We start from the raw sequence: 12,991 nt of genomic DNA on the forward strand, positions 1-12,991 counted from the left end.
GCGGCGACAGCGGGTAGATCCGGCGGGGCAGACGATTCCTGGGGTGATGGCACATGAAACGGCTGGCGGTGGCGGCGGCTGTCGCCACCATCGGCCTGGTGTTGTGCGTCGTCGCGTGCTCGCCCGGCCAGCGGGTCGATCTCGGCGAGGACGTGTCGGGCAATCTGATCGCCGCCATCTCCGGTGAACCCGACCAGCTGGACCCGCACAAGACGACCGCCTACTTCTCGTTCGAGGTGTTGGAGAACGTCTTCGACACGCTGGTGGAGCCCGACGAGAACCTGGAGATGCGGCCTGCGCTCGCCGAGTCGTGGGACGTCAGCCCCGACCAGCTCACCTGGACGTTTCGTCTGCGCCCCGGTGTCACGTTCCACGACGGCAGCCCGTTCACCGCGGACGACGTGGTCTACTCCTACCGCCGGATCATCGACGAGAAACTGGCCAACGTCGACAAGTTCAGCGCCGTCGCCGACGTCACCGCGCCCGACCCGCTGACCGTCGTCGTCCACCTCGACCGGCCGACGCCGAACCTGTTGACCAACCTCGGCGGGTTCAAGGGCATGGCGATCGTGTCGCGCCGCAACGTCGAAAGCGGTCAGATCGCCACCCACCCCGTCGGCACCGGCCCGTTCGAGTTCGTGGGCCAAAAGAGTGGCGACTCGATCACGCTCAAGGCCAACCCGTCGTATTGGGATGGGGCACCGCCCATTTCGGGTGTCACGTTCCGATTCATCGCGGAGCCGTCCACCGCGTTGTCGGCGCTGCAGGCCGGTGAGATCGACTGGACGGACTCGGTGCCCACCCAACGCGTCGCGCAACTGCGTGACGACGACTCGATCACGCTGGCGGTGACCGAAAGCAACGACTACTGGTACCTGGCGCTCAACGAGGCCCGCGCACCCTGGAACGACGTGCGGGCGCGTCAGGCGATCGCCTACGGCATCGACCGCGCCGCGATCGTGGCGGCCACCAGTTACGGCACCGCGACCGCGAACCAGCTGGCGATCCCGGAAGGCAACCCGTGGTACACGCCGTATGACCGGTACCGCTACGACCTGGACGTCGCCCGGTCGCTGATCGACGACGCCGGCGTCGGCGACGTCGACCTCGATCTGCTGGTCACCAGCGAGTATCCGGCGACCGTCACCGCCGCACAGATCATCGCCGATAACCTTGCGCCGCTTGGGATCACGGTGAACATCCGCACCGTCGACTTCGCCACCTGGCTGGACGAGCAGAACACCGGCAACTTCGACATGCTGATGATGGGTTGGCTGGGCAACATCGACCCCGACGACTTCTACTACGCCCAGCACCACTCGCAGGGCACCAGCAACGCGCAGAAGTTCTCCGACCCCGAAGTCGATCGGCTGCTGGACGCCGGGCGCGTGGAGACCGACCGGCGGGCGCGGGGCGCGCTGTACGACAAGGCGGCAACGCTGATCGCCGACAAGGTCAGCTACATCTTCTTGTACAACCCGTCGGTGATCCAGGCGTGGACTCCCGATCTGACCGGGTATCACGCCCGCCGCGACGCGGCGGTCCGTTTCCGCACAGCCGATCTGGCACACGGAGACGACCGGTGACCCGCGTGCTGGCGCATCCGGCGGTCCGGTTTCTCGCGCGCCGGCTGCTGTATTCGGCGGTGGTGATGCTCGGTGTGCTGGTGGTGGTGTTCGCGCTGGTGCATCTGGTGCCCGGTGATCCGGTCCGCATCGCGCTGGGCACCCGTTACACTCCGGAGGCCTATGCGGCGCTGCGCGAGGCCAGTGGGCTGGACAAGCCGATCGTCGAGCAGTTCTTCGGCTACCTCGGCTCGGCGTTGACGGGTGATCTGGGGGTCAGCTTCCGCAACGGCGACCCGGTGACGCTGATCCTGCTCGAACGGCTCCCTGCCACAGTGTCTCTCGCGATGGTCGGCATTCTCATCGCGCTGCTGATCGCGCTGCCCGCGGGCATCTGGTCGGCACTGCACGAAGGCCGGCTCAGCGACGCGATCGTGCGGGTGGCCAGTCAGTTCGGTGTCTCGATTCCGGACTTCTGGATGGGCATTCTGTTGATCGCGCTGTTCGCGACGACGCTGGGCTGGTTGCCGACCTCGGGCTACCGGCCGCTGCTGGAGGACCCGGCGGGCTGGTTGCGTCACATCGTGTTGCCCGCGTTGACGGTCGGTCTGGTGGCCGCGGCGATCATGACGCGGTACGTGCGGTCGGCGGTGCTGGAGGTCGCCGCCACCGGCTACGTCCGCACCGCGAGATCGAAGGGCCTGCCGCCGGCGGTGGTCACGTTCCGCCACACGGTGCGCAACGCGCTCATCCCGGTGTTGACTATCACGGGCATTCAGCTCGCGACGATTCTCGGCGGGGTCATCGTGGTCGAGGTGGTCTTCGCGTGGCCGGGGCTGGGCCGGCTGGTCTACAACGCCGTTGCCGCACGGGATTACCCGGTGATTCAGGGCGCGGTGCTGCTGATCGCCGTCCTGTTTCTGCTCATCAACCTGATCGTGGACGCGTTGTACGCGGTCGTCGACCCGAGGATCCGGCTGTCATGAGCGCCGACGCGGACCGGGGCACGCGGGTGGCATCGTGGCGGCTGCTGTTGCGCAACCCGGTAACGGCCGTCAGCGCAGCGGCGCTCGCGGTCATCGTGTTCGTCGCGCTGGGCGCGGATTGGCTTGCCCCGTATGGCGTCAACGACGTGGATGTGCCCAACGCGCTGCAGCCGCCGAGCGGTGCGCATTGGTTCGGCACCGACGAGCTCGGGCGCGACGTGCTGTCGCGTGTGCTGGTGGCGATCCAGGCGTCACTGCGGGTGGCGGTGGTCAGCGTGGCGTTCGCGGTGATCGTCGGCGTGACCGTCGGTGTGGTGTCCGGTTACCGCGGCGGCTGGTTGGACGCCATGCTCATGCGCGTCGTCGACGTGATGTTCGCCTTTCCGGTGCTGATTCTCGCGTTGGCGGTGGTGGCGATCCTGGGCCCGGGCGTGGCGACGACGATGTTGGCGATCGGCATCGTCTACACGCCGATCTTCGCCCGGGTGGCCCGCGGCAGCACGTTGAGCGTGCGTGCGGAACCGTTCGTCGCTGCGTCGCAGAGCATGGGCACCGGAAGCGGTTACATCCTCGGGCGCCATATTCTGCCGAACATCGCCGGCCCGTTGGTGGTGCAGACGTCGCTGTCGTTGGCGTTCGCCATCCTCGCCGAGGCGGCGCTGTCGTTCCTCGGGCTGGGTCTGCAGCCGCCGCAGCCTTCGCTGGGCCGGATGATCTTCGACTCGCAGGGTTTCGTGACGCTGGCGTGGTGGATGGCGGTGGTTCCCGGCGCCGCGATCGTCGTCACGGTGCTGGCGTTCAACCTGCTGGGCGACGGGCTTCGGGATGTGCTGGATCCCAAGCAGCGCACGTTGATCGAGGCGCGGAGGAAGCAGTGACCGAGCCCACCTTGAGCGTGCGCGACCTGCGGGTGGCGATCGGTCGTCGCGAGATCGTGCGCGGTGTCTCGTTCGATGTCCACCCCGAGCAGACGCTCGGCATCGTCGGCGAGTCCGGCTCCGGCAAGACGATGACCGCGCTGGCCGCGACCGGGCTGCTCGACGCACCGGGCGCCGTCGTCGCCGGGACCAGCACACTGGGCATCGCCGACGGTAAGGGCGCCGTGCAGCTGGTCGGCGCGTCGGCGCGGCTGCTGCGCAGCGTGCACGGCGACCGGATCGGCTTCGTGTTCCAGGACCCCTCCACGTCGCTGAACCCGCTGCTGACCATCGGCCGCCAGATCACTGAATCCATTGAGACGCACCGTCGTTCGACTCGGCGCGAGGCACGCACCCGAGCGCTGGAGCTGCTGGAGGCCGTGGGGTTGCCGCAACCGGAGTCGCGGCTGGACAGTTATCCGCATCAACTCTCGGGCGGGCAGCGGCAGCGGGTGATGATCGCGGTCGCGTTGGCATGCAGCCCGCAGCTGCTGATCGCCGACGAACCAACCACCGCGCTCGACGTGACCACGCAGGCCCAGATCGTCGCGCTGGTAAAGGATCTGCAGCGCGAGTTCGCCACCGCGGTGATCTGGATCAGTCACGACCTCGGCGTGATCGGCCAGGTGGCCGACGACGTCACGGTGCTTCAGCGCGGCACGGCCGTCGAGCAGGCGAGCATCGTCGACATCTTCGACCGCCCGCAGCACCCCTACACCCGGGAACTGCTGGACGCCCGGCCGCTGGTCGGGCACGCCGGGCCGGCGCCCGTCCCCGACGCCGAGGTCCTGCTCGACGTCGACGGCCTCGACGTGCGCTACCGGGTGAGCACGCCGACCGGCACGCGGACCGTACATGCGGTGGAGGACCTGTCGTTTCGCATCCGGCGGGGCACCACGCTGGGCCTGGTCGGGGAATCGGGTTCGGGCAAGTCGACGGTCGCCGCGGCGCTGACCGGTCTGGTCAAACCCGACGCCGGTACCGCCAGCATCGGCGCAACGGACGTGCTCGGTGTGCCTCGATCCAAGGTCAAGGCGTTGCGCAGGCGGATCAGCCTGGTCTTTCAGGACCCGTTCTCGTCGCTGAACCCCCGTGCCCGCGTCGGGACTTCGATCGCTGAGCCGCTGACGGTGCACAAGCTCGTGCGCGGCCGGCAGGCGCGCAGGGCCCGGGTGGCCGAGTTGCTCGAGTTGGTCGGGCTTTCGGCGTCGTTCGCCAGCCGCTACCCGCACGAACTGTCGGGTGGTGAGCGTCAACGCGTGTCGATCGCACGGGCGTTGGCTGGCGAACCCGACCTGGTCATTCTCGACGAAGCCACTGCCTCACTTGATGTTTCGGTGCAGGCCCGGGTGTTGGACTTGTTGACCCGGTTACAGCGTGAGCTGGGGCTGACCTACCTGTTCATCGCGCACGACCTGGCGATCGTGCAGCAGATGAGCCATGACGTGCTTGTGCTGCGCGACGGCGCCGCGGTCGAGTACCGCCCGGCCGCCGAGTTGTTCACCGCACCCGAGCACGACTACACCCGCGAGCTGCTGGCCGCCGTCCCGCCCTCTTCCCCATCCACCACCCCGCCGAAATAGCATTCCGGGTCGCTGCCGCGGCGATCGAACGACCATGCCTTCACGCTGACGCCGCGAACGGGCGTGAGAGGGTCTTGAACCATGACTCAACTCAGCGGCAAGGTCGCATTGGTCACCGGCGCATCGGCGGGCTTGGGCGCCGCGGTGGCGCAGTTGTTCGCCCAGCGCGGCGCCACGGTGTTCGGGATCGCGCGCGACGCCGAACGGATGGCAACCGTCTTCGACGACGTACCCGGCGGCGAGTACGCGTCGGTCGACGTCACCTCGTCTCAGGCGTGCCGCGACGCGGTGTCGCAGTGCGTCGACGCGTTCGGCCGGCTTGACGTTCTGGTCAACGGCGCGGGCTTTCACCAGATGCGCCACACCACGACGGTGACCGACGAGGAGTGGGACCACGATCTGGCGGTGAACCTGAACGGGCCGTTCTACCTGTGCCGCGCGGCGCTGCCGCATCTGCTGGAGACCGGCGGCAACATCGTCAACGTCGCCTCGATCGCGGGCGTGGAAGGCGAGGTGTACTCGGCAGGCTACTGCGCCGCCAAACACGGGCTGATCGGCCTGACCCGCGCCCTGGCCGTCGAGTACACCAAAGAGAAGATTCGCGTGAACGCCGTCTGCCCGGGCGGAATGCCGACCGCGCAGACCACCGAGTTCACCGCCCCCGAGAACGCCGACTGGGATCTGATCATGCGGATCGCCTCGCCGCGCGGCTTCATGGACACCGTCGACGTCGCCAAGGCGATCGCGTTCCTGGCCAGCGACGACGCCGCCGCGATCCACGGAGCGGTGTACCGGGTGGACAACGGCAAAGGTGCGGGCTAGCGGGTTGGACCGGCCACGTGGCTCAACTTGCGGCGAAATCTGCACCAGGGCTGTGGTTTTCGTAAGATCGCGACCCTGGTGCAGATTTCGGCGTTCGTCGGCTAGAGCAGCTTGTGCTCGATGACGGTGGTCAGCCGTGGCTTGCGCCAGTTGCCGGTGACGGCTTCGATGCGCACGCCCATCTCGCCGCCCGCGATCTCCAGCGTGCCGATCTGGTTGCGGAAGTGCGGCATGGTGACGGGTCGCCACCGAAGCCGCGGCATCCCCACCTTGGTGGTACGCACGAGCGCCTTGCCGACCGCCTCGACGAACCCGGTGTGGCCGAGCCGCAGGACGACCCGTTCGACCGCCGACGGCTCCTTGCGCAGCCCGGAGCACACCACCTGCCAGATCTTGGTGCCGGCGTTGGCGGTTTCGTCGGGCAGCGCGACCTCGCTCACCCAGCAGTGGTGCACGTCGCCGCCGAACAACACCATCGACTCGGGCGCCAATCCGCGCTTGCCGCCGGCCACTTCGATGACCAGGTCCTCGAAGCGTCGGAAGCTGTCCTGGAAGCAGGCCCAGTGATCGAGGTTGGCGGCCATGCGCACCTTCTCCCCCAACCCGGTCAGCCGCTTGCCCCACGCGCCGTCGCCGACGGCCTCCGACCAGGCCTCGATGTGGTGCATGCCGTAGGGCAACAGGATCGGCAGTGAACTGGCGAACAGCAGATGCTGGTAGTTGCCGTCGGCCTTGGCGGTGATCCAGTCCCACTCGTCGTCGGTGGTGACTCGGCGGTGTCCCGGCTTCAGTTGCCGGCCCGAACGGGCGTCGACGACGATCAGCCGCGCCGCGCCGAGATCGCGGCACATGCTGAAATGCGAAACCCCGTCGTCTTTTTCCGCCATGAGCGCGAGTTCCCGGATCGGTTCTGCGCCCTGCCGGGTTTCCATGACCCGCTGAAATGTCTGGTCTTCGGCCAGTTCGTCCGGCGTCATGTTGCCGAGGTGCTGATAGATCCAGTAGGCCATGAGCCCGCCGATGATCCGGGTCTGGTACCAGTCGGTCTTGCGCTTCTCCTCCAGCCACGCCTGCGAGGTGTTCCACTTGTCGTTGATCTCGTGGTCGTCGAATATCATCGACGTTGGAATGGTCGAAAGCATCCATCGCACAACGGGATCGCGCCAGGCGTCCCAGTAACCGATGCAGTACTCCTCGAAGTCCTCGAGCACCTCGACCGGGCCGTCGGCGTGCACCTCGCGGTCGGCGACGAGGTCCCTGATCGTGTCGTTGACCTGATCGGCGTAGAGCTGGTCGCCCATCATCAGCAACGCGTCGGGCCACAGCGCCGACGGCTGACGCAGCATGCGCAGGCCGTAGGTGCGCAACACGTCGACGCCCTTGCCCTTCGGGTGCCACCAGTGTTGGTAGGTGTGGGGCGGGTGGTGCGGGGCCGACGCGCGGCACGACCCGAACAGCAGCCGCAACGAGCCGTCCCGCGGCATCAACCGCACCCGCGGCTGTGGCATCTCGTAATCCGCTGGCGGCCAGGCCTTCTCGCCGTCGAGGTGAACCTCGTAGTGATGCTCGCGGTCCGGGTCCAGCCCGGTCACGCAGACGATCGCGAAGTGGTGCCCCTCGACCTCGAACGTGTCCGCCAGGTGTCCGAGGATCGCCACTTCGCACGGCGCATCCGTCTCGACCCAGATGGTCGCGTCGGTCTCGCCGACGTGGCGGAGCAGCGGTCCTACGCGAACCTCGGGCATCGCCCCATCATGCATCACTTAATTGACGGGGATGCACGTTCTGGAGCGATGCCCGAGGCGCGATCTTCTCAGTGCTCAGGCCGCCGGCGTCCGAGGTAGAACGCCATGCCGATGGCGCCGAAGCCCAGGGTGCCGATCACCCCGGCCGCGACCATCAGGAAGACGTCGCGTCCGTTCAGGCCGGCCGAGGACGACTCATCCGATGCCAGCCGGAGACGGTAGTCGCCCGGCAGCGGACCCTCTTGAGGTTCCTCGAGGCCCGGGAACTGCTGGGTCCGGTGCACCTCGAATTGCCGTTCGCCGGACGGCGTCTGGGTCCAGACGCCCCATGCAGGCGTCGCACCGTCGAGCAGCACCTTGCGCTCACCGAAGCGGGCGTCCTCGCCGACGTCGACGATCCGACGGACCCGGAACGGCTCGTACACCGCATCCGAGTAGCGCACCTGCACGGGCACGTTGTCGTAGCGCAACACCGGCGGCGGAGGCGGCGGCAACGGCAGCCCGGCGCCCGGGTAGTAACCGCCGCCGAAGAAGCTGCCCACCGCGATGTTGGTGATGGCCTGCATGGTGTCGATGGCAGCGTTGATCGGGGCCAGGATCGCCGCGGTGAAGCTGTAGGCGGCGAACCGGGCGGCCTCGAGCACGATCCGTGACAGCGGCGGGATGTACATGATCCGCGGCCGCATGTCGTAGACGTAGACGATGCGCACCGGAGCCCGGAACGGGTTGGCGATGATCGGCCGGTAGTACTCGTCGTACTCGATCCATTCCGGACGCCACTGGCGCACGTTGCTGATGAACTCGACCTCGCGACGCTCGACGCGGCGCTCGACACCGAACTCGGTCTTCGCGCTGGCCCCGATGTCCAGGCCAGGGATCTTCAGGCTGGTTTCGATCGAGTTCGCGAAGGCCGCGACGTCCTTGTCGGCAGCCGGCTCGGGCTGCGGCTCGAAGATCGGCTCGGCGCTCTTGGCCAGTTGCACATCCTCGACCGGGGCCTCGAGGGTCTTGGGCTGCAGCGTCTCGATCTCCTTGGCGGCCTGCGAGATCGACACGGTCGGCGTCTCGGAGTCCTCGCTGCGGGTCTCGGATTCAGAGGTCTTCGACTCGCTGGTCTCCGATTCGCTGGCCGGCGCCTCGCTGCGCGACGACGGCGCGTCGCGGGTTTCGGTCGCCGGCATCATCGCCTCCGACGGCGGCACCGACGTGCCCGACGTCTGCGGGTCATCGCTGTCGGCTTCCGTGGTACGCGCAGCCTGATTCTCGGTGCTGGGCGCGGCGGAGCCGGCCGGCGAACGCTCGGCGGCGGTCGACGGCTTCGCTTCGCTGGCCGGGGCCGGCTCGGTGGTCCCCGGGGCCGGCTCGGTGGTCCCCGGCTCCGTGGTGACGGCGGTCTTCGGCTCCGTGGTGACGGCGGTCTTCGGCTCTGTGGTGACCGCGGTCTTCGGCTCTGTGGTGACCGCGGTCTGCGGAGCCTGGGTCTGCGTCTGCGGAGCCTGGGTCTGCGTCTGCGGGGCCTGGGTCTGCGTCTGCGGGGCCTGGGTCTGCGGTTCAGGCTCGGGGGCGACGACGGCCGGAGCCTGCGGCTGCGGGGCCTGCGTCTTCGGGGCCTGCCTCTGCTGCTGCGGGGCCTGCGCCTGCGGAGCCTCTGCAGCCGGAGCCTGGGCCGGCTGCTGCGGAGACTGGCGTTTCGGCGCGTCTTGTTTCGGCGCGTCTTGTTTCGGCGCCTCCTGTTTTGGCTCCGGCGCGTTGTGCTTCGGCGGGGGCGCCACGACGGTCGTCGTCGGACCACTCGGGTCGTCGGATCCCGGCTTGGCGAGAGCCGGTGCGATCCCACCGGTAAGGGCTGTCAACGAGATGACGATTCCGGACGCCAGAACGGCGACCACGCCTCGCTTCGAGCAAATTTCAAGCGGTGCACCCATCGTGCGTCTGCTCCTTCGAAACGTGCACGTCGACTCCCCCAACGCTGGTGCCTGGTTCCAGCAGTCGCGGCGCTCGACAGTTTCATCGCTCGTCGGGCCGTCGTAGTTACATCCCGCACGGTGTGACGAAAGAATTCCCCGGACTAAGACTTGCGACGCAGCGCGCCGACCGTCAGCGCGATCCCGACCAGCGCAATGAGCGGGCCCAGGATGGACCAGGTCGTGGTGTTGCTCATCGGGCTGCCGCCCACCACGCCGAATCCCTGCAGGGCGAACAGCAGGCCGAACAACGCGACGATCACGCCGAGCACGGCGATGGCGATTCGCATGGCCTCACCCTAAGCGCAGCGAGGTCAAGCGCACCCGCGAACCACCGTGCGCCTGGCGGAGAGGTTCAGCGGCGACGGCTCAGGTACTTCTGATAGGCCTCGGCAGCGGCGGCCAACTCCGGCCGCGCGTCGAGCACGGGCTGCAATTTCTTGCGCGCAGCCTCACGCTTGTAGGGCAGGAACTCCGTCGGGAAGTCGCCCTCGTGCGGCTCGTAGTCACGCAGCACCCGGCGCGCGACGGTGGCCTTGTGCACCTCGTCGACCCCGTCGGCGATGCCCATCGTCGGCGCACCGGCGTACATCGCCTGGATGGGCGTGAGATCGGTGGTGCCCAACGAGCCGAGAATGTGCAGCGCGTTGAACGACACCTCACGCAGCACGCGCGCCATCGTGAACTTGACAGCGGCGATGTCGGTGCGGGCCTCCTGGGTGGAGGTCTGGTCGATCTTCCACGCCGTCTCGAGCACGAACAGGCGCAGCATCTTGATCATCGCGTAGGACTCGGCGATCTTCTCCTGCACCATCTGGTGCTCGGCGATGACCTTGCCGTGCGACTCACGGCTCAGCGCCCGCTCACACATCATGTCGAACGCCAGGTTGCACTGCGCGATGGTGCGCATGGCGTGGTGGATGCGGCCGCCGCCCAGACGTCGCTGCGCCAGCACCTTCGCACCGTTCTCCGGGCCGAGGAGATGGTCTAGAGGCACGCGCACGTCGCGGTAGATGATGTGGTTGTGGTTGCGCGGCTCGGGCATGATCTCGACGCCCGGTGTCTGGCGCGGCACGACGAACATGCCGTTGGTGCACATCACGAACAGGATGTCGGCGACGCGACCCGCCGAGGTGAACCACTTCTCGCCGTTGATCACCCATTCGTCGCCGTCGCGGACGGCGTGTGTCTTGAACAGGTTCGGGTCGCTGCCGCCCTGGGGCTCGGTCATCGAGTAGGCCGAGAAGATGTCCTGGTTGAGCAGCGGCTTGAGCCAGCGTTCCTTCTGCTCCTCGGTGCCGTAGGCGGCGAGCATCTCCATGTTCCCGGTGTCGGGTGCTGAGGCACCGAACATGTGCGGCGCTCCGGCGTAGCGTCCGATCACCTCGTTGAGCAGGCCGAGCTTGAGTTGTCCGTAGCCGGGGCCGCCGAGTTCCTTGTCGAGGAAGATCGCCCACAGGCCTTGGTCTTTGACTTCTTGTTGCAGCTCGCGCACATAGGCCTTGACCGCGGGATCCGGTGAGCGCACCGCATACGGAAACACGTGATCGAGCGGCTCGACCTTCTCCTCGCAGAACCGCTTGACCCAGTCGAGCTTCTCCTGAAATTCCGGTTCGGTGCTGAAATCCCACGCCATGGTTGCAGTCTGTCAGCCGTGCCGAGGCCTGACCCCGCATTCGACCGGTTGGGCGAATACCCGCGCTACGCTGACCGGTGTTATGCAGCGGCTATTCGCTGAGGCCACGAGCGACGCGCTTCGGCGCATCGCGGCGCTCCTGCTCGTCACCGGCGTCGCTGCCGTCGGCTGCTCCGCGCCGGACACGTCGTCCGCGCCGGCCGCCGACGCCCCATCCGTCGCGCCGACCTCCGCGCCACGGCATGCGCCCGAGGTCCCCCGTCGAGAACTGGCTTCCGATCCGGCACGGATCGCCGAGGATCTGGTCGACGACGAGCGCGTGCTGCGGGACCCGTCGTCGTCCGAGGCGCTGCGGGCCGCGGCGGCACACCGCCAGCAAGCGGCCTACCGCACGCTGGGACGGCACCCCGAGTGGGACCCGGTTGTGCGCCCGCGCATCCCCCCTGAGCTGATGGAGGTCTACGACCTCAACGTCGACGCGCGCCGCCAGTTGACCGCGCTGAGCGAAGGAACCGCAAAGGACACGTTGCCGGCGTGGCGCATCGTCGCGCCGACGCCGGTCGACGAGCTGCGCGACTACTACCGCGAGGCCGAAGCGGCATCCGGTGTCGGCTGGAACTACCTGGCCGCGATCAACTTCATCGAAACCGGATTCGGGCGGGTCACCGGCGTGAGCACGGCGGGAGCGCAGGGCCCGATGCAGTTCCTGCCGACCACGTTCGCCGCCTACGGCAACGGCGGCGACATCCTCTCTCCGCGCGACAGCATCATGGCGGCCGGTCGCTACCTGGCCGCGAACGGCTTCGCGCACGACCGCGACCACGCCCTCTACCGGTACAACAACTCCGACCGCTACGTGCGCGCGGTCAGCGACTACGCGGCGGTGCTCGCCGCCGATCCCTCCGCGTTGGACGTCTACCACCGGTGGAACGTCTATTACAAGACGACGGCGGGTGACGTGCTTCTGCCGATCGGCTACTCGGCGACGGAGCCGATTCCCGTCGTGGAATACCTTGCAGCCCATACGGCCCCGGCCGTGCAGATCTCCCGATCAAGCGAACAGATCCTCGAGCGGTTGTTGGCCGCCAAACGCGACGCGACGCGCGCCGACCCGTCGGCGCAGTCCGACATGCTGTCCCGGCTGTTCCTCGGAACACCCTATGGCGCAGACACTTTGATCGGTTCGGCCGCCGATCCCGAACAGCTTGTGGTCGAGCTGGAAAAGGTGGACTGTTTCACCTACGCCGACTACGTCGAAGCGCTCAAGCGGGCGGACAACCGCGAAACCTTCGTCGACGCGCTCATCGACGTGCGCTACCGGGACGGCGTCGTGGCATACCAGAACAGGAAGCACTTCTTCACCGACTGGGCGGTGGACGCGCCCACGTTGGCGACCGATGTCACCGCGAGCTTGAGCCCCGACGCGGTTGCGGTGCACAAGGACCTCAACCAGAAGGACTCCGGCGGGGTGTATCTGCCCGGGTTGCCCGTGGTGGCACGCACGGTCACCTACATACCGAGCCAAAGCGTCGACGAGCTTGTGCTGAGCCAGCTGCGCACGGGCGATTACATCGGAGCGTTCGCGCAGGACGGCGGCCTCGACGTCACCCATGTCGGCGTCTTCGTCGAGACACCGGATGGGCCGGTGTTCCGGAATGCGTCCTCGCTGAACGCGTACCACAAGGTCGTCGACCAGTCGTTGTGGGATTACCTCCAGACCGTTCCCGGGATCGTCGTGCTCCGCCCTGTCGAGTAGACCGGTCCTGGCGAGCC

10 protein-coding genes are annotated in these 12,991 nt (G+C 67.7%); 6 read left to right on the forward strand and 4 right to left on the reverse strand.

The features are described 5' to 3' along the window. Window positions 1–53 precede the first annotated feature (53 nt). The 5 genes from MELE44368_RS01610 to MELE44368_RS01630 all read left to right on the forward strand — a co-directional run bounded on the left by MELE44368_RS01610 (window position 54) and on the right by MELE44368_RS01630 (window position 5,873). Entirely contained in the window at window positions 54–1,586 is a 1,533-nt protein-coding gene (locus MELE44368_RS01610; protein ID WP_128106852.1) for an ABC transporter substrate-binding protein, read from the forward strand. Beyond that, window positions 1,583–2,551, forward strand: coding sequence for an ABC transporter permease (locus MELE44368_RS01615; RefSeq protein WP_128106853.1), 969 nt, complete (start codon window positions 1,583–1,585; stop codon window positions 2,549–2,551). The genes MELE44368_RS01610 and MELE44368_RS01615 overlap by 4 nt, the downstream gene beginning before the upstream one ends. Further along, window positions 2,548–3,429, forward strand: a complete 882-nt coding sequence (locus tag MELE44368_RS01620) for an ABC transporter permease (RefSeq protein ID WP_128106854.1) — start codon at window positions 2,548–2,550, stop codon at window positions 3,427–3,429. Before MELE44368_RS01615 ends, MELE44368_RS01620 begins: the two co-directional genes overlap by 4 nt. Continuing rightward, entirely contained in the window at window positions 3,426–5,051 is a 1,626-nt protein-coding gene (locus MELE44368_RS01625) for a dipeptide ABC transporter ATP-binding protein (RefSeq protein ID WP_128106855.1), read from the forward strand. The genes MELE44368_RS01620 and MELE44368_RS01625 overlap by 4 nt, the downstream gene beginning before the upstream one ends. Window positions 5,052–5,132: 81 nt before the next feature. Continuing rightward, window positions 5,133–5,873, forward strand: a complete 741-nt coding sequence (locus MELE44368_RS01630) for an SDR family NAD(P)-dependent oxidoreductase (protein WP_128106856.1) — start codon at window positions 5,133–5,135, stop codon at window positions 5,871–5,873. Between the two features lie 101 nt (window positions 5,874–5,974). Here MELE44368_RS01630 and MELE44368_RS01635 read toward each other — a convergent pair whose 3' ends face one another. From MELE44368_RS01635 to MELE44368_RS01650, 4 genes are all read right to left on the reverse strand, one after another. After that, window positions 5,975–7,618: a DUF7800 domain-containing protein gene (locus MELE44368_RS01635; RefSeq protein ID WP_164889998.1), complete on the reverse strand. Its 1,644-nt coding sequence runs from the start codon at window positions 7,616–7,618 to the stop codon at window positions 5,975–5,977. A gap of 68 nt (window positions 7,619–7,686) precedes the next feature. Continuing rightward, the gene (locus MELE44368_RS01640) at window positions 7,687–9,507 is read right to left on the reverse strand and encodes a ribonuclease E domain-containing protein (RefSeq protein ID WP_241566431.1); all 1,821 of its coding nucleotides are present in this window, start codon (window positions 9,505–9,507) and stop codon (window positions 7,687–7,689) included. A 179-nt stretch (window positions 9,508–9,686) separates the two neighbouring features. Further along, entirely contained in the window at window positions 9,687–9,872 is a 186-nt protein-coding gene (locus MELE44368_RS01645; RefSeq protein WP_128106859.1) for a hypothetical protein, read from the reverse strand. Window positions 9,873–9,937: 65 nt separating this feature from the next. Then, window positions 9,938–11,218: an acyl-CoA dehydrogenase family protein gene (locus MELE44368_RS01650; RefSeq protein WP_128106860.1), complete on the reverse strand. Its 1,281-nt coding sequence runs from the start codon at window positions 11,216–11,218 to the stop codon at window positions 9,938–9,940. An 82-nt stretch (window positions 11,219–11,300) separates the two neighbouring features. Between MELE44368_RS01650 and MELE44368_RS27445 the strand changes: the two genes are divergently transcribed. Further along, a complete protein-coding gene (locus MELE44368_RS27445; RefSeq protein WP_128106861.1) occupies window positions 11,301–12,974 on the forward strand; it encodes an N-acetylmuramoyl-L-alanine amidase-like domain-containing protein in 1,674 nt (557 codons plus the stop codon). Window positions 12,975–12,991: the final 17 nt, after the last annotated feature.

It is taken from the genome of Mycolicibacterium elephantis DSM 44368 (assembly GCF_004014805.1).
GTDB lineage: Bacteria > Actinomycetota > Actinomycetes > Mycobacteriales > Mycobacteriaceae > Mycobacterium > Mycobacterium elephantis.

Coding starts and splice junctions, on each gene's coding strand:
- MELE44368_RS01610 (WP_128106852.1), top strand. CDS start 54: ATGAAACGGCTGGCGGTGGCGGCGGCTGTCGCCACCATCGGCCTGGTG.
- MELE44368_RS01645 (WP_128106859.1), bottom strand. CDS start 9,872: ATGCGAATCGCCATCGCCGTGCTCGGCGTGATCGTCGCGTTGTTCGGC.
- MELE44368_RS27445 (WP_128106861.1), top strand. CDS start 11,301: ATGCAGCGGCTATTCGCTGAGGCCACGAGCGACGCGCTTCGGCGCATC.
- MELE44368_RS01620 (WP_128106854.1), top strand. CDS start 2,548: ATGAGCGCCGACGCGGACCGGGGCACGCGGGTGGCATCGTGGCGGCTG.
- MELE44368_RS01635 (WP_164889998.1), bottom strand. CDS start 7,618: ATGCCCGAGGTTCGCGTAGGACCGCTGCTCCGCCACGTCGGCGAGACC.
- MELE44368_RS01650 (WP_128106860.1), bottom strand. CDS start 11,218: ATGGCGTGGGATTTCAGCACCGAACCGGAATTTCAGGAGAAGCTCGAC.
- MELE44368_RS01630 (WP_128106856.1), top strand. CDS start 5,133: ATGACTCAACTCAGCGGCAAGGTCGCATTGGTCACCGGCGCATCGGCG.